Origin of the sequence: Peribacillus tepidiphilus (assembly GCF_009466385.1) — a bacterium.
Classification (GTDB): Bacteria; Bacillota; Bacilli; order Bacillales; family DSM-1321; genus Bacillus_BN; species Bacillus_BN tepidiphilus.
This window is the reverse complement of sequence record NZ_WIAQ01000008.1, coordinates 15,649-38,720: the sequence shown is the minus strand read 5'-3', so window position 1 is coordinate 38,720 and position 23,072 is coordinate 15,649. Positions and strand designations below refer to the sequence as shown.

Here is a 23,072-nt window from a genome sequence, read left to right as displayed (position 1 = left end):
TTTTTGTAAAAGGAGGCATGGAATTGAACAGGTTTTCGCAAACAATAGCTGTCATTACAGGAGCAGGAAGCGGTATTGGGGAATATACAGCCATTCGACTTGCTAATGAGGGTGCAAAAGTGATTTTAGTTGGCAGAACGAAGGCAAAGCTTGATTATGTAGCAAATAAAATTAATCAAACGACTAAAATACCTGCAGCAGAAGTTTTTACTTGTGACGTTACAGATGAAGAAGACGTTGCTGAATTGGCTGAATATGTTGACAGTCATTATGGAGACTTGCACGTTTTAATTAACAATGCAGGAGGATCAAGCCAATCCAAAATTTTAGAAACATCCTCTCAAAATTGGGATGATGTCCAAAAAACCAATTTGAAAAGTGTATTTCTTGTATCTAAAGATTTAGGAAAGATCATGGTGAAAGGAAGTCAACAGGATTTAGGTGTTACCCAAAGAGATCGTGCGATTGTAAATGTTGCTTCCCTATCTGGATACAAAGCAGGCTCACACATTCCCCATTACAGCGCAGCAAAAGCAGGAGTGATGAATTTCTCAAGAGCACTTGCCTATGAGCTGGCACCTCATGGCATCCGGGTAAACTCGGTTTCTCCAGGCTTCATCGAAACCCCATTGACTGATCAGAGATTAAAAAATGAAAAATTTCAAGAAGCCATAAGAAAAAATACGGCATTAAAAAGAGTAGGCAGACCAGAAGAAATTGCAAATATTATCGCATTTGTGGCCTCACATGAAGCTTCTTATATGACTGGTTCAGACGTACTTGCTGATGGTGGCTGGCTGATTACTTAAATCAGCTAGCAGGCTTTAGCAAAAAATCTGGTAACTACATATATTTGTAAAGTGAAAATTCCTTTTTAAGAAATATAAAATGTCACATGAATAGAAATTAAGGTTGTATTTTCTGAAAAGTCAAAATAAAATAGAAATAACATACTAACTGGTTAGTATAATTGGCAGGGTCAGTTAGTTTTAAAATAGGATCTTTCCGAATGGAGTGGATGAAATGTACTTACGCCTAACAGATGAACAAAAAATGGTACAAAAAACAATTCGTAAGTTTGTAGAAAAAGAACTCATGCCTCTTGAAAATGAAGTACTAAGAAATGAAAGAGAAGGCAGACCAAGTTTACCACCAGGCAAACTAAAAGAACTTCAACTAAAAGCAAAGGAAGCTGGGTTCTGGGGAATCAACACGCCTGAAGAGTATGGAGGTGCTGATTTAGGCCAAATGATGATGGCCATCGTATTAATGGAGGTTTCAAAAACGTTTGTTCCTTTTCATTTTGGAGGATCAGCAGATAATATTCTCTATTATGCAAATGAAGAACAAAAGAAAAAATACTTAATTCCTACCATCAATGGAGAGAAGAAGTCGTGTTTTGCCATGACAGAACCTGACGCTGGCTCTGACACAAGAAACATTAAAATGACCGCAGTGAAAGACGGGAATGAATGGGTGCTAAACGGAGAAAAAACGTTTATTACGGGCGGAAACGAAGCGGACTTTGTCATGGTCATTGCGATCACAGATAAAGAAAAACATAAGGCGACAGGCCGAGACGGTGTCACGTGCTTTATCGCTGACCGTGACATGGGCTGGAGATCCGAGTATATAGACACAATGGGAGAGTGGGGGCCAGCAGCATTAATTTTTGACAATGTTCGTGTGCCGGAAGAGAACATTTTAGGCGAAGTACATGGTGGCTATAAGCTTGGACTTGAATGGATTGGGTTTGCTAGGTGGATTGTTGGTGCACGTGCAGTCGGATCTGCTGAAAGATTGCTGCAAATGGCGATTGATTATTCAAAAGAACGGATCACGTTTGGCAAACCGATTGCTGAAAGACAAGCTATTCAATGGCAAATTGCTGACTCGGCGGTTGAAATTGAGGCAGCCAGATGGCTTGTACTAAATGCAGCCTTCACGCTAGATCAAGGGGAAGATAATCGCCACTTAGCCTCTATGGCTAAATTATATGGATCGAATATCGGTAATCGGGTGGTGGATCGTGTTCTCCAAATTCATGGAGGAATGGGTTATACGAGAGAATTGCCGATCGAACGCTGGTACCGAGAAGCGAGATTATGGAGAATTTACGATGGTACAGATGAAATCCAACGTATGATCATTGCTAGAAATCTAATTAAAGGACATGTAAAAGTGGGGCAATACGTATAATGAATCAACATTCACAATCTATTATACTCTTTTAATTACTAGTTGATCTTGAAAAAAATAAGAACTGGAGGAAAGAAATATGGCTGGAAGATTTGATGGTAGAGTCGCTTTTGTCACTGGCGGTAGCCGGGGAATCGGGAAAGGAATCGTTCAGCTTTTTGCTGAAGAAGGGGCAAAAGTAGCGCTGATCGATGTAAATGAAGAAGCACTAAGTGAAACAACAAGTGAATTAAAAGAAAAAGGGTATGATGTATATTCCAAGGTTGCTAATGTCGTTGATGCACAGCAAGTAGAGCATGCAGTCAAGGAAGTATATGAAACGTTTGGCTCTGTTGACATTCTTGTCAATAATGCAGGGGTAATCAGAGATAACCTTTTATTCAAAATGACAGATTCTGATTGGCAAACCGTAATGGATGTCCATCTAAAAGGTTCTTTTAATACGGCTCGCGCTGTTCAACAATACATGGTCAACAATAAGTATGGACGAATCATCAATATCTCTTCAACATCCGCACTCGGGAACCGGGGGCAGGCCAATTATGCCACAGCAAAAGCAGGTTTACAAGGATTTACAAAAACACTTGCCATTGAGCTTGGAAAATTTGGAATTACGGCAAATGCAGTTGCACCTGGGTTTATTGAGACTGAAATGACAAGAGAAACCGCAAACAGAATCGGAATTTCATTTGATGATCTAATTAAAGCAAGCGTTGCGAATATCCCGGTAGCCAGAAGTGGAAAACCATCGGATATTGCAAACGCAGTCGCGTTTTTTGCAGATGAGAAATCATCCTTTGTCAACGGTCAGGTTTTGTATGTCGCCGGTGGGCCAAGATGTTAATAAGAAAGTGAGGGATACATGATATGTTCGAACAATATATTGGAATACGATCCAAGAAGGTAAAAAACATTGTCGAAAGAGGTGCTGTGAAAAAGTTTGCATTAGCCATTGGTGACCCGCACCCCATCTATTTGGATGAGGAGACAGGTAAACAATCCAGATATAAAAATAATATTGCGCCTCCAACCTTTCCAAGAGTTTTTGATTACGGCGTCATTGAAGGATTAAACCTTCCAAATAAAGGACTCATTCATGGAGAACAAATTTATCATTATGAAAGACCTCTATTCGTTGGGGAAGAAATTTTATGTTATTCAGAAATAAAGGATTACTATGAAAAAACTGGGAATAACGGAAAAATGGGCTTCCTGGTATTAACAAGCAATGGCAAAGACATGCAGGGGAATACGATCTTCACTTCTAAACAAGTAGTCATCATTACAGAAGCTGTTAGAAAGGTGTTGATGGTATGAATAGTTTAACAGAACTACAAGTCGGTGATTCTCTAAATGAAGTAATACTAGAGCCAGTATCAAGACTGGACTTGATCAAATATGCCGGTGCGTCAGGTGACTATAACCCGATTCATACAATCGATGAAGAGGCAAAAAAAGCTGGATTACCCGGCATAATTGCTCATGGAATGTGGACCATGGGAAACTTAGCAAAGCTTTTTACTTCCTATTATGAGGAAGGGTTTATTCAGGATTACTCGATCAGGTTTAATGGAATGGTTTTTCTAAACGATATCCTTACACTGAAAGCAACGTTGAAAGAAAAAACAGAAAATAAACTCCGTTTTAATGTCCTAGCTGTTAACCAAGATGGAAAAGAAGTCATAAAGGGAGAGGTAGTATTTTCAATAGGATGAGTTTCATTCCTACAATGTTTCACCTTTCCTAAACAAAGATGAAAGCGCATTCTCCCCATTCCCCCGTTTTATTTTTTACCCGGTGACAGAAGAAAATCCTTTTTGTTGCCGGGTTCATTTCGATCATTTATTTGCAAAATGAAGGGAGGTGAGTCCATGAACTTTGAATTAAGTGAAGACATTCAACTTTTGAAACAGAACGTACGGGACTTTATTCAAAATGAAGTGGAAGCCGTTGCTATGCAAATTGAAGAGGAAAATAAAATCCCGCAAAGAATTATCGATTTGTCTAAGGAAATCGGTCTTTTCGGGTTAAGTATACCAGAGGAATATGGCGGACTTGGAGTAGGCATGGTTGGCAAATGTGCATTGTACGAGGAAATTGGTCAAACTCACAATGGATATACAACTTTAATCGGTGCACATACTGGAATCGGAACGGTAGGAATCGTTGAAATGGGGAATGAAGAACAAAAGAAAAAGTACCTGCCATACATGGCGAGTGGGGAAAAGCTAGGTGCTTTTGCTTTGACTGAACCGGAAGCAGGCTCCAATGCCTCCAACCTGAAAACTACAGCTGTAAAAAAAGGCGATAAATATATATTAAATGGCATTAAACATTATATTACGAACGCAACAGAAGCAAGTATCTTTACAGTAATGGCAGTAACAGATCCAGAAAAAGGGGCAAAGGGGATCACTTCCTTTATTGTAGAAAAAGATTTTCCAGGTTTCAAAGTAGGAGCGATCGAGAAAAAAATGGGATTAAAAGGTTCCCATTCTGCGGAATTACTATTTGAAGATTGCGAGGTTCCTATTGAAAATGTTCTTGGAAAAGAAGGTCAGGGTTATGTCAATGCATTAAAAATCCTAGCCAATGGTCGGGCAGGACTAGCATCACGCAATCTAGGCTCCTGTCAAAAGCTTCTTGATCTGTCAGTGTCATATGCTAAGAATCGTATTCAATTTGGAAGACCTCTTTTGAACCATCAGGCAGTTGCACATATGCTAGCTGAAATGGCTGTCGAAATTGAAGCTCTTCGTTCCTTTACTTATCGTGTTGCCTGGATGGTGGATCAAGGAATGAAGGTTATAAAAGAAGCTGCCATGTTAAAGCTTTATGGTTCCGAGGTTTATAACAGAGTAGCTGATAAAGCTGTACAGATTCATGGAGGACTAGGTTACATAGCTGACTACCCAGTTGAACGATTTTACAGAGATGCGAGAATTACAAGGATTTATGAAGGGACTTCTGAAATACAGAAAAATATCATCGCTTCTCAATTAGAGAAAGAATATAGCTGATCGCTGTGGGCTAGTTGAATGGTTAAACCAAGTGAATAAGGGGAGTGGAAGGATGAGTGACATTGTCATTGTCAGTGCAGTAAGAACACCGGTTGGTCGGTACGGAGGGTCATTAAAAAGCCTGAATTCCGGGCATCTAGCTTCCATTGTAATAAGAGAAGCGATAAAAAGAGCAGGTATATCGGCAAATCAAGTAGACGAAGTGATTTTAGGAGAAGTAAGACAATCCACTGAATCTTCAAATGTCGCTAGAGTGGCAGCATTAAGGGCTGGTGTTCCAGAATCTTCACCAGCATTTACAATAAACCGCCTATGCGCATCTGGTATGCAAGCCGTTGCATCTGCTGCACAGCAAATTGCATTTGGACAGGCGAATATTGTCGTTGCTGGAGGAACCGAGAGCATGAGTAATGCACCTATATACTTGAGAAATTCTCGTTTCGGAGGTGATAATGCAAAGCTCGTGGACTCCAATACAGAAGCAGGCCAGCAGCCCATTGAAATTTACGGAAGTCAATTAGGAATGGGGATCACGGCTGAAAATGTAGCTGAAAGATACTCTATTTCACGTGAAGATCAAGATGCTTTCGCGCTTGAAAGCCAGCGTCGTGCCATAAGTGCTATGACAGAAAAAAAATTTCAAGACGAAATGGTTTCTGTCGAAGTAAAAGAGAGAAAAAACTCCTTTCTTTTTGAAAAAGATGAACATCCTAGGCCAGATACAACCATTGACATGCTAAGCAAGCTGCGACCGGTTTTTAAAGAAAATGGTACCGTTACTGCGGGGAATTCATGTGGAAGAAATGATGGGGCAGCAGCAATGGTATTGACTTCCGCAACAAATGCTCGAAAGCTGGGGCTAAAGCCGATGGCTAAAATTGTGGATTGGGCTGCCTCAGGTGTATCTCCTGAAGTAATGGGAATTGGGCCAGTTCCTGCTGTAAAAAAGCTATTAGCCCGTACAGGTTTAAACCTTAATGAAATCGGATTAATTGAATTAAATGAAGCCTTTGCTTCCCAATCATTAGCCGTTATTCGTGAGCTTCATTTAGATATCGAAAAGGTTAATGTAAATGGGGGAGCAATCGCGCTTGGACATCCACTTGGGGCAACAGGTGCCAAAATTATGATCACTCTGCTATATGAAATGATACGGAGAGGCGAAAAACGTGGAATAGCAACCCTTTGTGTGGGTGGGGGTCAAGGTATGGCTATTTTGTTAGAGCTTCTTTAATCCATACTGATAGGGGAACACAGGATGAGTACGTCCCAAAGAATCATATAATATTCGACAAAAAACGAAGTTGAAGATTCTGAAATCTTTGCTTAATATTGGTATTAACACATACCGACTAGTTAGTACGATAAAAGATTATTGAAACGATCATTTATATTAGTCCTTACTTGAAACTGAAAGATTCATTCATGCTGCACAAGTCACTGGAAAAAGAATACGAGGGAGTGAAGGATCTATTGAAAAGAGATGCGGTAATTGTATCGGCTGTTCGAACTGCAATTGGAAGACAAGGAAGTGCTCTTGCATCTGTTCCAGCACATGTTTTAGGAGCTGAAGTGATAAAAGAAGCTGTGAAACGAGCAAACATAAGTGCTGAGATGATAGATGATGTCATTATTGGAAATGTCCTAAGCGGCGGGGGAAATATTGCGAGATTAACAGCCCTACAAACTGGTCTATCCTTAGATTTACCTGGTTTAACGATTGACAGACAGTGCGGATCAGGGATCAATGCCATAAACTTAGCTGCCCAAGCTATTCGCGCAGGGGATGGCGATATCTATATTGCAGGGGGAACAGAAAGTATGAGTCGCGCTCCCTATTTAATGGACCGTCCGGACCGACCATTTAGTCCAGTGCCACCATCGTTTAGAAAGTCTCAGCTTTCACCAAAAGAAATCGGAGATCCTCCTATGGGCATTACAGCTGAAAATCTAGTTGAAAAATATAAGATTAGCAGACAAGAACAGGACGAATTTGCTTTTCGAAGCCAGCAAAGAATGGCCAAAGCAATGGAAGAAGGTCGTTTTGATGAACAAATCGTACCTATTCGTATAGCTGTCAAAAAGGGAGAATCCATCACATTTAAAACAGACGAACACCCACGTCCGCAAACAACAATCGAGGGACTATCAAAACTCCGGCCAGCATTTTTAGAAGAGGGAACGGTAACGGCTGGTAATAGTTCAGGATTAAATGATGCAGCATCTGCACTTGTTATCATGTCGAGAGAAAAAGCGGAGGAACTAGGTGCAACTCCATTAGCCACAATTCGAGCATATGCAACAGCAGGTGTTGATCCAAATATTATGGGGATTGGTCCTGTTCCAGCCACCAAAAAAGTTTTAGAAAAATCGGGGCTTACACTTGAGGAAATGGATCTTATTGAAATCAATGAAGCCTTTGCGGCCCAAGTGATTGCTTGTAACAGGGAGCTTAGAATGGATCCTGAAAAAGTTAATGTGAATGGCGGTGCAATTGCACATGGACATCCTCTTGGTGCGACTGGTGCCATACTGACAACAAAAGCCGTCTATGAATTAAAGCGATGCAACGGCAGATATGCACTCATTACTGCTTGTATTGGCGGAGGCCAAGGGATTGCAACCATCATTGAACGTGAATAATAGATGGCTCGATATATCAAGGTTGTCAAAAAAACAATAAGCTAATGGATATTTATAAATTTAGTAGAATAAATAAAGAAGTAATTATTATGCTATAATATTACTGAAAATTTCTACTAAATGAGAGGATTATAACAAATGAAGCAAAAAATTCTAGATACAAGTATTCATTTATTTGACCAACAAGGCTTTAAAGAAACATCTATTCAAGACATTGTCGATTCAATCGGGGTAACGAAAGGAACCTTTTACTATTATTATAATAGTAAACAAGAATTGTTAAAGGATATTTGCTTGACCTATATTGAGGATCTTGTAACACAACAAGAAGCCATTATACATGATGGTGAAAAGGATTGTATGACAAAGCTTTATGAGATCGTTTATATGCTCATCCACAATATTAAATCGCAAAGAAGAAGTGCAAGAATTTTCTTTCGAGAAATGAGGCATTTAGGCGAACATCAATTTAAGGAAATCAAAGCGAAACGAACTTTATTTAGGGAAAATTACCAAAAATTAATCGAAGAAGGGATAAGTAAAGGAGAATTTAAAAATAGCCTAAACCCTGATATGCTTACATTTGGGATTTTAGGGATTACAAATTGGAGTTATTACTGGTTTAATCCAGAGGGTGCCGTTTCTGAAGAAAAACTTACTGAAATTTATATGGATTTGATTTTAAATGGGATTAAAAAATAATGAATCCTTTGTTACTACATAGAAAATACTTTTCTATCATTCATTTTGTGATTTTAGGCATTTGTTGATCTATTCACTTCATATTTATTATACTGACTAGTTAGTATTTATGGAAGAGTACCGTGAACAATGATGTATGGGATGCACTTTGTGAAGATACTCTTCCTTCTATTACCTATTACGGCTTTAAAATACTGAATATTTACATAATTCAGTAATATTCATCCGCACCATTGGAAGCCAATATGTATGACCTGCAGGTGTCTATAAAAAAATATTTTATAAAAGGAGAGATCCACATGCTTACCCTCCATTATGAATTTTGGCCTAAAATTACAAAGTCTTTAACTGTCCCTGCCACTACTCTATACGATAACCTCAAAGTCACTGCTAACCGATATCCTGATAATGATGCAATCTATTATTATGGTAAAAAAATGAATTACAGCGAATTACACCAGGAAGTCAATGCTCTTGCAGGCTACATGCAACATAAATTAGGTGTATGTAAAGGAGAAAAAATCCTATTATTTATGCAAAATTCTCCACAATTCATTATTGGGTTTTACTCCATATTAAGAGCAAATGCAGTGGTTGTTCCTATTAACCCTATGCTTACAGCTGATGAATTAGAGTTTTACGTTAAAGATTGTGAAATAAAGACTGCTATTGTTGGTCAGGAATTATATGGAAAAGTTTGCCCGTTGCTTGAGACAACCTCATTAACCAACCTCATTATTACAGCTTACTCTGACTATATTGACGATACATTTGAAGGAAGTTTACCAAAAGAAGTTGAAGCACCAAGGGCGGTTTTTAGTCAGGCCAATCATTTTCTTTGGAATGATGCACTCCAGGCCAATTATTCGCCAGGGGAGCATATCTCAACTGGAGACGATCTTGCCGTTCTTCCTTACACTTCAGGGACAACAGGTCTACCAAAGGGTTGCATGCATACACATCGGACAGTACAAGCAAATACAGTGGGTTCATATCACTGGGCACGTGCTACCAGCAATACTGTTCATTTAGGGACTTTGCCGTTCTTCCATGTGACAGGAATGATTCACAGCATGCATATGCCTATCTACAGTGGAAGTACTATGGTTATTATGACTAGATGGAACCGCGAAATTGCTGTAGAGCTTATCAAAAACCAAAAGTGCACTCATTGGGTGACCATTAGCACAATGATTATTGACTTTTTATCCAATCCAAAATTAAAAGCAGAGGATATTTCCTCTCTAACATCTATTGCTGGAGGAGGTGCAACCCTACCAGAAGCTGTTGGGGAAAAACTCCACCAATTGACCGGAGTACATTTTGTAGAAGGGTATGGTCTTTCAGAAACGATTGCCCAGACGCATTCTAATCCACCTGATCGGCCAAAACTGCAATGTTTAGGTATTCCTTCCTTTGATGTGGATGCTAGAATCATAGATCCATTGACATTAAAAGAACTTGGAGTAGGTGAAGTCGGAGAAATCATTGTAAATGGTCCTCAAGTGATGATTGGTTATTATAATCGGGAAGAAGAGAATAAAAAATCCTTTATCGAGATTGAAGGCAAAAAGTTTTTCAGAACAGGAGATATCGGCCGTTATGATGAGGAGGGCTATTTCTTCATTGTTGATCGAGTCAAACGAATGATCAATGCTTCAGGTTTTAAGGTTTGGCCAACTGAAGTGGAGTCCTACCTATATAAACATCCAGCCATCCAACAGGCATGTGTAGTGGGAGTACCAGACGTAAAGAGAGGCGAAACTGTTAAAGCGTTTGTTATTTTACATGAAGGTTATGAAGGAAAAGTGAGTGAAGAAGATATTATTGAATGGGCGAAAGAACACATGGCCGCTTATAAGTATCCTCGTTATGTTGAGTTTAAAAAGCAATTCCCAATAACAAGCAGTGGAAAAATATTATGGCGTAAACTCCAGGAAGAGGAATTAGAAAACGCCCAAAAAATGAATCAATTAAGATAAGCAGTGAATAACTTAATCTAATTCAAGAGGAGGAGAGCGATTGGAGATCTTCGTACAGCAATTATTTAATGGACTTACAATTGGAAGCGTTTACAGTATGGTTGCTTTAGGATTAACACTGGTTTATGGAATATTACACATACCCAATTTTGCACATGGAGCCTTATACATGATGGGAGGATACATTACATTAACCATGATGACCAAACTGGGGTTCCACTATTGGCTAGCCATTATCGTTTCTGTTCTTGCTGTAGGATTCATTGGAGTTTTGATGGAAAGGTTTGTGTTTAATCTTCTAAGAGATGCACCTCCCATACACGATAAAATTGCTGCAATCGGGATCCTCTTATTTCTCGAAGCTTTTGCTCAATTTGTATGGGGGGCTGACTATCAAACGATGCCTACACCATATGGTCAGGTAGTAAACCTATTTGGTCTAACCTTTACTCTACAAAGAATCCTCATCATTGTTTCAGCCATTATCGTCATGATCTTGCTTTACCTCTTCTTGAAAAAAACCTTTACTGGCGCCACTATTATTGCCATGGCCCAAAATCGCGAAGGAGCGAATTTAGTTGGAATTAACACGAACAAAGTCGCGATGTTAACTTTTATGATCTCAGGTGGTCTCGCAGCACTCGCTGCATCTCTTGCAGCTCCCATTAATCTTGTATTCCCAGGAATGGGCCACCTAGTTATATTAAAAGCATTCGTTATTATTATTTTAGGCGGAATGGGCAGCATACCGGGGGCGATAATCGGCGGTTATATTTTAGGTTTCAGTGAAAGTTTGGGAGCAACTTATATTTCAAACGATTACAAAGATCTTATAGCTTTTATTTTGCTTGTCATAATATTAACCGTTAAGCCAACTGGTTTGTTTGCAAAGGGGGGGCATTAATGTCTGGAGTTTTCAATCAAAGGAACATTATCATCGGATTGCTTTTATTTTCGATTGCCTTTCCCTTCATCACTCAAAATGACTACTATATTCACATTATGACCCTATCGTTCATTTGGATGATTGGAGTATACGGCTTAAATTTACTCGCTGGATATACTGGATACTTATCTCTTGCACATGCAGGCTTTTTTGCAATAGGAGCGTATTCGCTTGGATTATTTACGGTAAAAGCTGGGCTTTCTTTCTGGCTTTCATTTATTCTATCCTGTCTGATTACGAGCGCACTTGGATTTTTAATTGGCTTAATTGCACTGAGAACGAAAGAACACTTTTTTGCGATATATACACTATGTGTAGGGTATATCATTTATTTAGTTATTGATAAATGGGACAGTTTAACAGAAGGTGTCCGGGGCTTAATTGGAATTCCTGCTCCTTCTAATATTGGGCCCATTTCATTTCAAACACCAACCTCTAAATATTTTTTAGTCTTGTTCTTCCTGCTTTTAGTGATTTTGATCATGTATCGAATCGTCTATTCCTTAACAGGCAGAACGTACATTGCCATTCGAAACAGTGAAGATTTAGCTATAACAATAGGAATCTCAACGATGAAAAATAAGCTAATGTCTTTTGTGGTATCCACTTTTTTTGCTGGTTTATCAGGAGCCCTTTATGCATCCTTTATTCGATTCATTGGACCAGATATTGGCGGCATTTCTATTACCTTTGACTTATTAATCTATCTATTAGTTGGGGGAATTGGAACGCTCTCAGGCCCAATCGTAGGGACAATTATTATTGTTTGGCTTTCTCAGAAGCTTCAATTTCTACAAGACTATCGAATGTTAATTTTTGGCCCGATTTTAACATTGCTTATCATTTTCTATCCTAGAGGATTAGTTGGAGGCTTTATTAGCTGGAGAATGAAGTTCTTGCAAAAAAGGGAACAAAAGATGGAGCTTAAAAGGGCTGTATCAAACGATCCACGATTCGATATTCAAGCTGCGACGGAAAAGCAAGTGAAGGAGGGCTAGTATGTATTTGGAAACAAGAAACTTAACGAAAAAATTTGGAGGCTTGGTTGCTGTAAACAATGTTAATTTCTCCATAGAAAAAGGAAAAATTAATGCAATTATAGGTCCCAATGGAGCAGGCAAATCTACTTTTTTTAACTTAATAAGCGGCTTTCACCCACCTAGCTCAGGGCAGGTCCTTTTTAAAGGCAAGGATATTACCCATTTGCCTCCAAACAAAATAGCTGAGCTTGGAGTAGCTCGGACTTTTCAAACGACCAATTTATTTGAACAATCCACCGTTTTAGATAATGTTATGGTTGGTCATCGTCTCAGAACAAATTCAAATCTAGTGGATGCCATTTTTAGAACGAAGCGTTTAAAAAGAGAAGAAAAACAATGCAAAGAAAAAGCAATAGAGGTTTTAGATTTTGTAGGGTTAATGGGCGCTGCATACAAAATGATTGGAAATATTTCTCAGGAAGAAAAAAAGCGGGTTGCCTTTGCTCTCGCTTTAGCGACTGATCCAGAAATTATCTTTCTTGATGAACCAGCTGCAGGTGTAAATCCAGGTGAAACGGAAGGTCTTGCTCTCCTAATAGAAAAAATGATTCAAAATGGTCTAACCGTATGTCTTATTGAACACAAAATGGAAATGATCATGAAATTGGCACATAAAATTATGGTTCTAAACTATGGTGAGAAAATAGCAGAAGGAACTCCAAATGAAATTCAGAACAATGAAATGGTGATCAAGGCATATCTGGGAGGGAGCGCCATTGCTTAAGCTGAAAAACGTCTCTGTAAAATATGGAAATTTTACTGCGATTCATGATGTGAATATTGACGTAAACGAAGGAGAAATTGTCGTTTTGTTAGGATCAAATGGAGCAGGGAAAAGTACAACATTCAGAACAATAAGCGGTTTAAATAAACCTTATCATGGAGAAATCCTTTTTCAGGAAACCGCCATTGACAAGAAGTCTCCTGATCGCATTGTTCAATCAGGGATTGTCCAATGCGCGGAAGGACGAAAACTATTTCCTCGTATGACCGTTTATGAAAATTTAAGAATGGGCGCTTATGTGCATAGAAAAAAGAAAGAAGAGATTAAACAATCACTAAAGAACGTTTATGAGTTATTTCCCATTTTAAAAGATAAACGAAATGATGCTGCAGGTTCTTTAAGTGGTGGACAGCAGCAAATGCTGGCGATCGGCAGAGCATTGATGTCTAAACCTAAGCTAATGATGCTAGATGAGCCTTCCGTAGGTCTGGCTCCATTAATTGTAGAACAGATGTTTAGTGTTATTAAACAAATTAATAAAGAGGGAACAACCATTTTATTAGCTGAGCAAAATGCGAATGCTGCCTTACGAATTGCTGATAAAGGTTATGTGTTTGAGAATGGCGTCATAGTCGTTCAAGGTACATCGGATGAGTTGTTTGCCAATGATCGAGTTCGAAAGGCATATATTGGTGCCTGAATTAAAGTAGAGCTTATCTTTTAAGGAGGTGGAGAAGTCAAAGTCACCACAATTATTTTCGGAATATTAAAAATAAGAAAAGAGGGGTAATTCATGAAAAAAGGAAAATTTCTACTTTTGGCCATTGCGATTTTCACCATGATTTTTAGTCTAGCTGCATGCAGCGGTTCACAATCTAGCAATACAAAAGAAAAAGAACCTAAGAAAGAAGCAAAGGGTGAAAGTAAAACGGAAGCTAGTACAGTGAATATTGGCTATACTGGACCTTTAAGCGGACCTGCTGCATTTTATGGAGAGCGAACATTAAATGGAGTAAAAATGGCGGTCGACGAAATTAACAGCAGCGGCGGTTTTGAAGTGAATGGTAAAACATACACAATCAATCTTGTCCCATTAGATGACAAATATTTACCGAACGAAGCAGGTGCAAACGCAAAAAGGCTGATCCAGGAGCATAAGACACCAATTATCTTCACTCCACATAGTGGTGGAGTTATGGCTTTACAAGTCTTTAACGAAATAGACAAATTTATCATTGGAGCCTATACGAGCGAGCCGAAAGTTGCAGAAGGTGGAAATACACTAACCGTTCGAATCCCACCGCGATATGATGGCTATATGGAACCATTCAGCAAGTATGCAATGGAACGCTTTGGAAAGAAAATTGCCGCACTACCAACTGCCTCACAATACGGAAAAGATTGGACAGAAACCTTACTTCCATACTGGGAAAAAAGTGGTGGAGAGGTCGTTTTCAAGTCAGCTATTGACTTCTCAAAAGAAACAGATTTCTTTACAGTGGTAACAAATGCACTCAAAGAAAAGCCTGATGTTTTGTTTATCGGTGGAGCTTCTGAACCAACAGCTAAAGTAGCTAAACAAGCAAGAGAATTAGGTTTCAAGGGCGGCTTTATTATCATGGATCAGGCTAAGCTAGATGAAATGAAAGCAGTTACTGGTTCTTATGATGTTCTAGAGGGATCAATTGGAGTTTTACCTTTAGTGAATTCAGACAGTCCAGCAATACCGGAGTTTGTTAAGAACTACCGAGCGAAATTTAATGTCGACCCGGGTTCTGAAGCAGGCCTTAATTATATTGCTATGCACATATTTGTTGAAGCCATGAAAGCTGCTGGTTCCGTTGACGATGCAAAAGCTATACGCGAGCATATTCAAGATGGCTTAGATCAATTACCTGAAGATAAAAAAGTATACTACATTAACAAAGTTGGAGCAGACGGTGGCTTTGAATCGGACTTAAGTATAGCTGCAGTGGAAGATGGCAAAATTGTTTTGAAAAAAGTAAAGTAATCTAAATTAAAAATCCCTCTACGTACGAGGGATTTTTGTATTTGAGAATTTTTTATTGTTCGATAGAAGGAAATAAGGATTATAAAACCGAAAATAAGAAAAAGGTATCTATTGAGTAGTTATTTGAAAAAGATAGAAAGGAAGGACGACAATTTGGATCATGAAGCCGTTATTGAACAGGTACTGTCCTCTTTGAAAAAAGCTGAATTAGCACCAGAAAAAGCATTCTTATTTCATTTTTTTAATTTCAAATTTTCCTATAAAATAATAGACTTACAGGAGTGAACAAAATGAATCCAATGCTTATGGACTTTCCCACTCAATTTTCTACCGAAAGATTGTTCATACGAATGCCCTTACCAGGGGATGGTAGAGCTGTGTATGAAGCGATAAAGGCTTCTATTCAAGAATTAAAGCCATGGATGCCTTTTGCCCAACAAGAACAATCAGAAGAGAATGTAGAAGCTAATATAAGGGAATCCTATATTCAATTTTTAAAAAGAGAGGATCTACGATTGTTGGTATTTTTAAAGGATTCAGGTGAATTTGTTGCTTCTTCTGGATTACACAGAATGAATTGGTCTGTCCCAAAGTTTGAAATCGGATACTGGATCGACACCAGATTCAGTGGAAATGGCTATATGACAGAAGCTGTTCAAGGAATTGTTGATTTCGCAACAAAAGAGTTAAAAGCACGAAAATTAGAAATACGCTGCGACACCAGAAACAAAAAAAGTCGTGCCATACCAGAAAGACTTGGTTTAAAGTTAGAAGGAATTTTAAGAAATGACTCTCTTTCGGCTGACAGCCAGGAATTAAGAGATACGTGTGTGTATGGAAAGGTGTTCTAGTAACATTAAGATGTAGAATTGATGTCCTCCGTTTCAAACAACTATAATAAAGGAATTTTATTCAAAACAATAGAATATAAAACGAAAATCCAGTTCTTAGTAAGAACTGGATTGAATCGTCAATTGAAAAAGCCACATTTGCCGTAATTCGCTTAAGAAAGTTTTAAACCACCACTCCTCAAAGTGGGTGTTTGCAGATCCTTTCCTGTCGTCCTCCTGTACATAACGAGGCATGACATTCCAGTTCAATGTTAAACTCCCTATTACAGCTTAAAGGTTAAAACTTAATTAAAATTACGTACAACGCAGCTTGTAGTCTAATACTACATGATTTATAAATGAATTTCAACGTAAAAAATTCCTAAATAACTTTTTATCCTAACCTTCATTATTCGTCATAACTATCTGGAAGCTTTGGTCAAATTTAATGAAGGTGCTTTAAATCACTCTAAAGTACGTACAGAAATTGAAAACGGCAGGAATTTTATTGAAAATACCGAAGGGAAATGGGATGCCATCTTTGTGGACATTCCAGAACCTAGTGAAGAATTGCCTGAACTAAGCCGTCTTTTTAGCTGGGAATTTTTTAGACTTCTAAAAGATTGGTCACTCGTAAATCGATAGATGGTGGTTCCTTTTCCAGTTCCGTAATGTGGGTTTGAATCTGCATGTAGTGACAAAACACCCAGCTGCATTCTCATACCATCTGACGAGGATGTTGTACCGTCTCCCCAATAGGAAGATAATTGTAATTTGTGATGAAAATTTACTAATACAGCTTGGGCTTTATTCATGGTATCTTCATACATGCGCCATTGAGATACATTGGCTAATTGTTTATATGTAAGTCCGGGTGTTGCTTCAGCCATCTTTCTCAAGCCAATATTCATTCCCATTCCTAAAAGGGCAGCCATGATAATGATTGTTTCTTCTTTATCTGGTTTTCGATTATTGGAAGCATGAGTGAATTGCTCATGAAATCCTGTTATATGAGCAACATCCATTAGTAAATCAGTTAATTTTATTCTTGGCAGCATTTGATAAAGGCTCGCACTAAACTTTTTTGCATCTTCCGGAACATCTTTTTCTAAGCGTGCAAGTGACAGCTTTCCTTTTTCAAGAGAAACCCCGTCTAACTTGTTGGAATTGGCAGCTAACCACTTTAGCCTTTCGTTAAGTCTACTGGTTCTCTCTGTCATATAATCTCCAAATGATAAACTAACTGATAATCTCGTATTCTCCTTCGTTTGATTCCATGTATCTTCTGAAAACAAATATTCCTCAAAATCTCTATATTGTCTGCTACCAACAATTGAAACATCTCCTGCCCGAACATGCTCCCGAAGTTCTGTTAAAACAGCCATTTCATAGTAATGACGATTGATTGTTGTACCATCATCCTCATACAAATGCTTTTTCCAACGTTTTGAAATAAAATCCACAGGTGAGTCATCAGGTACTTTTCGTTTCCCAGATTCGTTCATTCCTCGGACAATCTCTACAGCTTTTAAAAGTGGCTCATTTGCCTTTGTAGAATGAAATTCCAATACCTTTAATAGCGTTGGCGTATACTTTCTAGAGAATAAAATCGTTTTTGCAGTAAGTCTAAATAATCATAGTCGGCAGGACGTGCAAGTTCTTGAGCTTCTTCCACCGAAGAGACAAAAGAATTCCATTCAATAACAGATTCTAAAACCTCAAAAACGTCTAATTTTTCCTGTTTTGCTTTAATTAAAGCATGTCCGATGTTAGTAAAGTGTATAACCTTCTCATTCAGCTTTTTACCGTTTTGTTTCTGAATTTCTTCTTGAGCCTTACGGCCTTTTGATAACAGACTAAGTATTTGTCTGTCATGAATTTCAAAAGATCTTTCCTTTTCTAATATTTAGACACCTCAAAAATAAAATGGACACCTATGAAAGGTATCCCTTTATTTCAAGAATTATTGAATTGCATTTAAGAAACTATTCAACCATATAAATTACAACTACTTAATTTTACCAATGTCTTTTTGATGATAACTATAATCAATGTCAATTTAATTTGGTTGTACCTTTATTACATAGTCAAAATAAGAAGTCCATTTAATCCAGTAATCTACAGGAGTGCTGCTCCATGTATCATGTAAGATTACTTGGCGATACCAAGTAAAATCGCTATTATTGTAATATTCTTCATAGCCAACGCCAGTCATTGCATGATCACCCCAAACTGGATGATTGGCAGTTGTAACCCAATCAGGTCTACCTGCATTAATTTCGTTCATATGAGTACTAAAAGAACCCGAATAAGTAGTTACTGTTACTCCGTATCCCCTTGCTCCCCAAAAATTTATCATTCCAGTTCTCATGTTAGAAACAGAGGTTCCCCCGGTACTACGATTTGTGTTCATACTTGTAGCTAATTGGTCAATCAAACTGTGAGTAGTTTGAGATGTACCAACAAGGTTGGGATATCCTCGGCTATCCCAATATTTTACGATATTTGCTCCCGAAGTTGGCGCACAACCGATATCCCATGTATAATCCGGTACACCAGAAATAAGCTTATATTTGTAGTTAGTGACTGCTTGTGTACCAATTTGCTCAGGTTCTACAGTTGAGGTAGCATTGCATATTTTTCAATATTTTCATAGCTTAATGGTGCATTTAATTTTAGTTTTGATTTTTTTTCAACTTTTTTATTACTTAAACTCATAGCATACTCGTTATCTACTTTGCTAAAGTGCAATACGGGTCCAACATAAATGCTGTCATTTTCTTTCACATTAACATAGGGATTAGAACCTTCCCTAGTAGACTCTAAAACACCAGGAATCTCAGGAATAGCACTAATAATAATATAGCCTTGATCTTTACCTTGATTTTTTACTTGAAATAAATAAGAGGTTAGATTTCCATCAAAGTCATATAGTTTTTTACCTTTTTCTAAACTTGCATTTTTCCACCCGTCAAAAGAATTTTGAGAAACAGTTATTAAGTAGTCCTTTGCAAAATGTTCGGCATTTTTTAAAGAGACATTATCAACTTTACTAGACGCGCTTGAAATAATACCATTTGACATTATAATGCTGAACAATAAAAGCAACGTACCTAAAAATACAAATAAACGTTTCACACATGACACTTCATATAAATTATTTTGCAGCATTTATATATTTCGATATGAATTGAATAATTTCCTTTTTTTTCAAAATAATATTTTAATTATTTTTAATTTTCGGTTTTATAGCATATAATTAATATGGACTAGGAGGAGGGATTAGTGTTGAAAGTATTTTCATTTTTACTAATAGCTATCGTAATATCGGTTATTACAGCTTGTGGATTCACTACAAATGAAACAAAGTGGGATAGTTTTAATAATTTTATTACTAAAGGAGAAAAGAATATTATTGAACTTAGGGATGGTAAAACTGGAAAGACTGTTGAAATAGTCGAAGAAGAAAAGGTGAAAGAGTTTCTATTATTATTTGAAAAAATAAATTTATTAAAAGTCTCAGATGAAGAAATTAAAGGATACCAGTATCTTGCTAACATTGGATCTGACCAAATTCTTTTTTTTAATAAAATGATAAAGATAAATGATCAATATTATAAAACAGATAAAGAAGTTCCGATAGAAAAAATAAAAAAATATTTCGAATAGTTTTAGGACTAGAATGTAGGTATAAGCCAATCTCTTTTTACAATGAGATTGACTATTTACTTTTGATATACTTAACGTTGTAAATCCGCATTTTCCTGACGCTACCCCTTTATGAAATCTCATGAAGAAATTAATCTAAGAGTAATCCTATAAAGGAAAAACTATATTTTACTTGAGATGGGTGAAAAAAATAACATTTCAGGGTTGGTAAATGAGACACGGAACATTAAAATTTGTACTGTTTTAGTAGTGTAATACCAGACACTAAACTAATAAAATTACTAAATGAAAAACAGAGTACCTACACTCTGTTTTTTCATTTTTGTTAAAAACGTAAACGGGACTTTTGGATTAAGCAGGTTTTTTTTCATTATCAAAAGAATATTTATATAGAAATCTAAAATGATTTTGATTAATCTTTTAAAATCATTTAATGGGGGAGAGCCATGGCATTCTATTCGAAAAAAAGGGACTTTACGATTGCAGATACTGGAATCGATAGGGTTGAAATGGTAACACTTGGTGGACTTAATCAGTCTATTCTTATCCAAGCAGAGGATCCAACAAAGCCTGTGTTGCTTTTTGTTCATGGCGGACCATGCATGCCGGTTCCGGGTGTTGTTTCTCGTGGGCAAGATTATGCGGTGGCTACTACAACAAAAGAACTTGTTAAACATTTTGTTGTAGTATTTTGGGATCAAAGGGGCGCCGGTAAATCATTTGATCAGAACATACCAGCTAAATCGATGAAGGTAGAGCAATTTATTAATGACTGCCTGAACTGATTGATGTATTAAGAGATCGTTTTCAACAAGAAAAGGTTTTTTTAGTTGGTCATTCTTGGGGGAGTATTATCGGATTAACGATTGCATCGAGGTATCCAGAAAAACTCCACGCGTATGTTGGAATTTCACAAATTTTAAATGGGGCTGAAAATGATTCGCTATGTTATGAATGGGTAAAGAGTCAAGCGGAGAAAGCAAATGATCAAAAAACTCTGAGAAAATTGGAGAGTTTAGGAAGACCACCATATGTGAAAAACCCAAAGCAATGGACTGGCTTCCGTCAGCATTTAATCAAATACAAATCGATGGTATACGAAAGCGAAACAATAAAACATCCAGGTTTGCTTGGTGGCTTTAAGTTGTTTTTAGAGAGTCCTGAATATTCTTTAAAAGATATATTTCACACTTTTTATAGTTCATTCAATTTAACGTATACACAAGAACTGATCGAAGATTTTGCAGAAATTATGCTAGATACAATAAAAAGAATAAACGTTCCTGTTTCGTTTATGCATGGGAGAAAGGATTTTCATGTGAACGGCCAACCTGTAGAGAAATTTTTAAATGAATTAGATGCACCCTTTGGAAAAGAAATGGTATGGTACGAAAATTCCTCTCATATGTTTCATCAAGAAGAAGCGAAAGAAATTGAAAAATATATCATTGAGTTATCAAAAAATCCAGTTTCATAATTAGAAACTGGATTGAACATTCATATAAGACATTTGCCGGACATATTGCTCCTGATGACCGATAAATTGAAATGACGACTGATAAATAGCTCCTGATGACCGAGATCTACTAGTGAAGACTCTAATAAAGTGGTTTCAAATATACTTAATCATCCTGCTTTTTTCAGTTTTTTAGGGAAAAACTTCAATTTTACAGCCTTAGCAGAATCTTTTCTGCGATGGATCAAGTACACAATCTGGACCAACAAAATAGGCAGGAAACATTTCTGATAGGCTAAATACCTTGGCTCCCAAAGTGGATAAAACTTGTTTTTGTATAACAAACTCGTCTGTATAAGGAGGATGTACGACCATAAACTGATAACCATTTCTTTCAAACTTATTCTTCCTCGTACGAAGCTTCGCGCCTTTTTTTCCGGCTAAAGAAAAATCATGTAATGGAACTCTTGCCTCTTCTCCTAATTTAAATAAGTGATAGTCAGCTTCCAGCCAGGAATCACTTACTGTCACTCAGTGGATCTTAAGGGCCGTTGTTTCGTTTTTCTTTTTACTCATAGCAGCAAAAATAATGGGGCAACGATCCATTTCTCAGTTAAGATTACTTGATTTTATTATGGCTTTAATGCTTGGAAACATTATTGCCCACCCTTTGTCTGATGAACAGTTAGGATTGATGGGATCGATGATCACAATGAGCGTTTTGGTAATTTTATATACTCTTTGTGTTTTTTGAGTCTAAAATGGCACACATTTAGAAAATTTCTTGATCCTGCCCCTTTTACACTGATTAAAAATGGTGAAATCAGATATAAAGCATTGACTAGAGCAAGAATTTCAATTGACTTTTTATTATCACAATTGAGAAAAGAAAAAATCGAAGATGTGGAAAAGGTTGCTCTAGCATTATGGGAACCAGATGGTACAATTTCGATTTTTTTACATCCTCAATATCAAACGGTGACCCCAGCAGAAATGGAATTGGTGACAAAACCATTGCATTTTCCAAGGACGATTATTAAAGAAGGGAAGATTAATTTCAAAGAATTACATAAAATTGGCAAAGACGAAATGTGGCTAAAAAGCACAATCAAGAGATTATACAACGCTGATGTAACCGAAATTTTGTTAGCAACGATTGATCAAAACGAAACCGTAAAAATTTATTTATATTAAAAGGATTAGAAAAACAAATACCAATGTAAACATTTCATAGGAGATACAAGAAGTCTAATACCTTGATGCCCCATCATCTTGTGTAAAATATTTATTTACATTTATCAAACGTCACTATGGACAGCAGGTACCATTCAATATGGTGCCTGTTGCTTTTTTATGTAACAAAATAGTTAGGTTTAAAAAAGAACCTTTTATTATTTTTCGAAGAGAATAGATTGACAATCAAACATGTATTTGAATATGATATGTTCAAATATATGTTTGATTATTCAAAATTAAACGAGGAGGGTTCTTTTCTGAAAAAGCAGGATATTTGCGAAGTAACCTGTGTTCACGAAGATCCAGTGAACCGGGTGCATGCTGTATTAAATAAAGTGGATACAGCAGAGGTAGCAAAATTATTTAAAGCCTTATCGGATGAAACTCGTGTCAAAATTGCCTATGCTTTATCTTTGGAAGAAGAGCTTTGCGTATGTGATATTGCCAATATTGTAAAATCATCAATCGCAACGGCTTCCCATCATTTAAGACTTCTGAGAGATTTAGGCTTAGCTAAAAATAGAAAAGAAGGTAAACTGGTTTATTATTCAATAAAAAATCTACATGTTAAGCAATTCATTCAATTAGCTTTTGATCATCAAAGAGAGAGGTGA

The 23,072-nt window shown here is 37.2% G+C and carries 24 protein-coding genes, 1 other RNA gene and 2 pseudogenes; 22 read left to right on the top strand and 5 right to left on the bottom strand.

Annotated features, from left to right (window positions below):
* The first annotated feature begins 23 nt into the window (after positions 1-23).
* From GD441_RS06950 to GD441_RS06875, 16 genes are all read left to right on the top strand, one after another.
* Positions 24-809: an SDR family NAD(P)-dependent oxidoreductase gene (locus tag GD441_RS06950; RefSeq protein WP_225434162.1), complete on the top strand. Its 786-nt coding sequence runs from the start codon at positions 24-26 to the stop codon at positions 807-809.
* A 214-nt stretch (positions 810-1,023) separates the two neighbouring features.
* Positions 1,024-2,199: an acyl-CoA dehydrogenase family protein gene (locus GD441_RS06945; RefSeq protein WP_153125106.1), complete on the top strand. Its 1,176-nt coding sequence runs from the start codon at positions 1,024-1,026 to the stop codon at positions 2,197-2,199.
* 79 nt (positions 2,200-2,278) lie between these two features.
* Positions 2,279-3,043, top strand: coding sequence for a 3-oxoacyl-ACP reductase FabG (gene fabG, locus GD441_RS06940; RefSeq protein ID WP_153125104.1), 765 nt, complete (start codon positions 2,279-2,281; stop codon positions 3,041-3,043).
* A gap of 23 nt (positions 3,044-3,066) precedes the next feature.
* Complete coding sequence (locus tag GD441_RS06935; RefSeq protein ID WP_153125102.1) at positions 3,067-3,516, top strand: MaoC family dehydratase N-terminal domain-containing protein; 450 nt, start codon at positions 3,067-3,069, stop codon at positions 3,514-3,516.
* Positions 3,513-3,914: a MaoC family dehydratase gene (locus GD441_RS06930; protein WP_153125100.1), complete on the top strand. Its 402-nt coding sequence runs from the start codon at positions 3,513-3,515 to the stop codon at positions 3,912-3,914. The genes GD441_RS06935 and GD441_RS06930 overlap by 4 nt, the downstream gene beginning before the upstream one ends.
* A 156-nt stretch (positions 3,915-4,070) precedes the next feature.
* The gene (locus GD441_RS06925) at positions 4,071-5,219 is read left to right on the top strand and encodes an acyl-CoA dehydrogenase family protein (protein ID WP_153125098.1); all 1,149 of its coding nucleotides are present in this window, start codon (positions 4,071-4,073) and stop codon (positions 5,217-5,219) included.
* A 52-nt stretch (positions 5,220-5,271) separates the two neighbouring features.
* Positions 5,272-6,453 carry a thiolase family protein gene (locus GD441_RS06920; protein WP_153125096.1) on the top strand — a complete coding sequence of 394 codons (1,182 nt, stop codon included), beginning with the start codon at positions 5,272-5,274 and terminating at the stop codon, positions 6,451-6,453.
* 239 nt (positions 6,454-6,692) lie between these two features.
* Positions 6,693-7,862, top strand: coding sequence for a thiolase family protein (locus tag GD441_RS06915; protein ID WP_153125184.1), 1,170 nt, complete (start codon positions 6,693-6,695; stop codon positions 7,860-7,862).
* A gap of 138 nt (positions 7,863-8,000) precedes the next feature.
* Positions 8,001-8,564: a TetR/AcrR family transcriptional regulator gene (locus tag GD441_RS06910; RefSeq protein ID WP_153125094.1), complete on the top strand. Its 564-nt coding sequence runs from the start codon at positions 8,001-8,003 to the stop codon at positions 8,562-8,564.
* A 299-nt stretch (positions 8,565-8,863) separates the two neighbouring features.
* Positions 8,864-10,546 (top strand): long-chain fatty acid--CoA ligase, encoded by a 1,683-nt coding sequence (locus GD441_RS06905; RefSeq protein WP_153125092.1) that lies wholly within the window; start codon positions 8,864-8,866, stop codon positions 10,544-10,546.
* A gap of 40 nt (positions 10,547-10,586) precedes the next feature.
* Positions 10,587-11,450, top strand: coding sequence for a branched-chain amino acid ABC transporter permease (locus GD441_RS06900; RefSeq protein ID WP_153125090.1), 864 nt, complete (start codon positions 10,587-10,589; stop codon positions 11,448-11,450).
* Positions 11,450-12,490 carry a branched-chain amino acid ABC transporter permease gene (locus GD441_RS06895; protein ID WP_153125088.1) on the top strand — a complete coding sequence of 347 codons (1,041 nt, stop codon included), beginning with the start codon at positions 11,450-11,452 and terminating at the stop codon, positions 12,488-12,490. The genes GD441_RS06900 and GD441_RS06895 overlap by 1 nt, the downstream gene beginning before the upstream one ends.
* Position 12,491: 1 nt before the next feature.
* On the top strand, positions 12,492-13,256 hold the full coding sequence (locus GD441_RS06890) for an ABC transporter ATP-binding protein (RefSeq protein ID WP_153125086.1): 765 nt from the start codon (positions 12,492-12,494) through the stop codon (positions 13,254-13,256).
* The gene (locus tag GD441_RS06885) at positions 13,249-13,956 is read left to right on the top strand and encodes an ABC transporter ATP-binding protein (RefSeq protein ID WP_153125085.1); all 708 of its coding nucleotides are present in this window, start codon (positions 13,249-13,251) and stop codon (positions 13,954-13,956) included. Before GD441_RS06890 ends, GD441_RS06885 begins: the two co-directional genes overlap by 8 nt.
* Positions 13,957-14,049: 93 nt before the next feature.
* A complete protein-coding gene (locus GD441_RS06880; RefSeq protein ID WP_153125083.1) occupies positions 14,050-15,267 on the top strand; it encodes an ABC transporter substrate-binding protein in 1,218 nt (405 codons plus the stop codon).
* Positions 15,268-15,557: 290 nt separating this feature from the next.
* Positions 15,558-16,118: a GNAT family N-acetyltransferase gene (locus GD441_RS06875; protein WP_153125081.1), complete on the top strand. Its 561-nt coding sequence runs from the start codon at positions 15,558-15,560 to the stop codon at positions 16,116-16,118.
* Between the two features lie 125 nt (positions 16,119-16,243).
* Here the strand turns inward: GD441_RS06875 and ssrS are convergent.
* A non-coding RNA gene (gene ssrS / locus GD441_RS06870) (6S RNA) lies at positions 16,244-16,433 on the bottom strand.
* 99 nt (positions 16,434-16,532) lie between these two features.
* On the opposite strand from ssrS, the gene GD441_RS06865 reads away from it, so the two are divergent.
* Positions 16,533-16,742, top strand: a complete 210-nt coding sequence (locus GD441_RS06865; protein WP_225434161.1) for a spermine/spermidine synthase domain-containing protein — start codon at positions 16,533-16,535, stop codon at positions 16,740-16,742.
* Here GD441_RS06865 and GD441_RS06860 read toward each other — a convergent pair.
* From GD441_RS06860 to GD441_RS06850, 3 genes and pseudogenes are all read right to left on the bottom strand, one after another.
* A pseudogene (locus tag GD441_RS06860) lies at positions 16,721-17,991 on the bottom strand (Tn3 family transposase); the annotation flags it as partial. The gene GD441_RS06865 and the pseudogene GD441_RS06860 overlap by 22 nt on opposite strands.
* A gap of 165 nt (positions 17,992-18,156) precedes the next feature.
* Entirely contained in the window at positions 18,157-18,630 is a 474-nt protein-coding gene (locus tag GD441_RS06855) for a C39 family peptidase (RefSeq protein WP_225434163.1), read from the bottom strand.
* Between the two features lie 80 nt (positions 18,631-18,710).
* Entirely contained in the window at positions 18,711-19,235 is a 525-nt protein-coding gene (locus tag GD441_RS06850; protein WP_153125077.1) for a hypothetical protein, read from the bottom strand.
* 150 nt (positions 19,236-19,385) lie between these two features.
* Here GD441_RS06850 and GD441_RS06845 point away from each other — a divergent pair, with 150 nt between their 5' ends.
* The 3 genes from GD441_RS06845 (at position 19,386) to GD441_RS06835 (ending at position 21,243) form a co-directional block, all read left to right on the top strand.
* On the top strand, positions 19,386-19,766 hold the full coding sequence (locus GD441_RS06845; RefSeq protein WP_153125075.1) for a hypothetical protein: 381 nt from the start codon (positions 19,386-19,388) through the stop codon (positions 19,764-19,766).
* A 446-nt stretch (positions 19,767-20,212) separates the two neighbouring features.
* Complete coding sequence (locus GD441_RS06840; protein ID WP_153125073.1) at positions 20,213-20,551, top strand: alpha/beta hydrolase; 339 nt, start codon at positions 20,213-20,215, stop codon at positions 20,549-20,551.
* On the top strand, positions 20,539-21,243 hold the full coding sequence (locus GD441_RS06835; RefSeq protein WP_153125071.1) for an alpha/beta fold hydrolase: 705 nt from the start codon (positions 20,539-20,541) through the stop codon (positions 21,241-21,243). Before GD441_RS06840 ends, GD441_RS06835 begins: the two co-directional genes overlap by 13 nt.
* A 198-nt stretch (positions 21,244-21,441) precedes the next feature.
* On the opposite strand, the gene GD441_RS06830 is transcribed toward GD441_RS06835, so the two are convergent.
* Positions 21,442-21,753, bottom strand: coding sequence for a phosphatidylglycerol lysyltransferase domain-containing protein (locus tag GD441_RS06830; protein WP_153125069.1), 312 nt, complete (start codon positions 21,751-21,753; stop codon positions 21,442-21,444).
* Between the two features lie 7 nt (positions 21,754-21,760).
* Between GD441_RS06830 and GD441_RS06825 the strand changes: the two are divergent.
* Both GD441_RS06825 and GD441_RS06820 read left to right on the top strand, forming a co-directional pair.
* Positions 21,761-22,416, top strand: a pseudogene (locus tag GD441_RS06825) (DUF421 domain-containing protein).
* Positions 22,417-22,676: 260 nt separating this feature from the next.
* Positions 22,677-23,072 carry an ArsR/SmtB family transcription factor gene (locus GD441_RS06820; RefSeq protein ID WP_153125182.1) on the top strand — a complete coding sequence of 132 codons (396 nt, stop codon included), beginning with the start codon at positions 22,677-22,679 and terminating at the stop codon, positions 23,070-23,072.

What these genes read in the sequence shown, in the direction of transcription:
- GD441_RS06945 (WP_153125106.1), top strand. Translation starts at nt 1,024, where the DNA reads ATGTACTTACGCCTAACAGATGAACAAAAAATGGTACAAAAAACAATT.
- fabG (WP_153125104.1), top strand. Translation starts at nt 2,279, where the DNA reads ATGGCTGGAAGATTTGATGGTAGAGTCGCTTTTGTCACTGGCGGTAGC.
- GD441_RS06935 (WP_153125102.1), top strand. Translation starts at nt 3,067, where the DNA reads ATGTTCGAACAATATATTGGAATACGATCCAAGAAGGTAAAAAACATT.
- GD441_RS06930 (WP_153125100.1), top strand. Translation starts at nt 3,513, where the DNA reads ATGAATAGTTTAACAGAACTACAAGTCGGTGATTCTCTAAATGAAGTA.
- GD441_RS06925 (WP_153125098.1), top strand. Translation starts at nt 4,071, where the DNA reads ATGAACTTTGAATTAAGTGAAGACATTCAACTTTTGAAACAGAACGTA.
- GD441_RS06920 (WP_153125096.1), top strand. Translation starts at nt 5,272, where the DNA reads ATGAGTGACATTGTCATTGTCAGTGCAGTAAGAACACCGGTTGGTCGG.
- GD441_RS06910 (WP_153125094.1), top strand. Translation starts at nt 8,001, where the DNA reads ATGAAGCAAAAAATTCTAGATACAAGTATTCATTTATTTGACCAACAA.
- GD441_RS06905 (WP_153125092.1), top strand. Translation starts at nt 8,864, where the DNA reads ATGCTTACCCTCCATTATGAATTTTGGCCTAAAATTACAAAGTCTTTA.
- GD441_RS06895 (WP_153125088.1), top strand. Translation starts at nt 11,450, where the DNA reads ATGTCTGGAGTTTTCAATCAAAGGAACATTATCATCGGATTGCTTTTA.
- GD441_RS06890 (WP_153125086.1), top strand. Translation starts at nt 12,492, where the DNA reads ATGTATTTGGAAACAAGAAACTTAACGAAAAAATTTGGAGGCTTGGTT.
- GD441_RS06880 (WP_153125083.1), top strand. Translation starts at nt 14,050, where the DNA reads ATGAAAAAAGGAAAATTTCTACTTTTGGCCATTGCGATTTTCACCATG.
- GD441_RS06875 (WP_153125081.1), top strand. Translation starts at nt 15,558, where the DNA reads ATGAATCCAATGCTTATGGACTTTCCCACTCAATTTTCTACCGAAAGA.
- GD441_RS06840 (WP_153125073.1), top strand. Translation starts at nt 20,213, where the DNA reads ATGGCATTCTATTCGAAAAAAAGGGACTTTACGATTGCAGATACTGGA.
- GD441_RS06820 (WP_153125182.1), top strand. Translation starts at nt 22,677, where the DNA reads ATGTTTGATTATTCAAAATTAAACGAGGAGGGTTCTTTTCTGAAAAAG.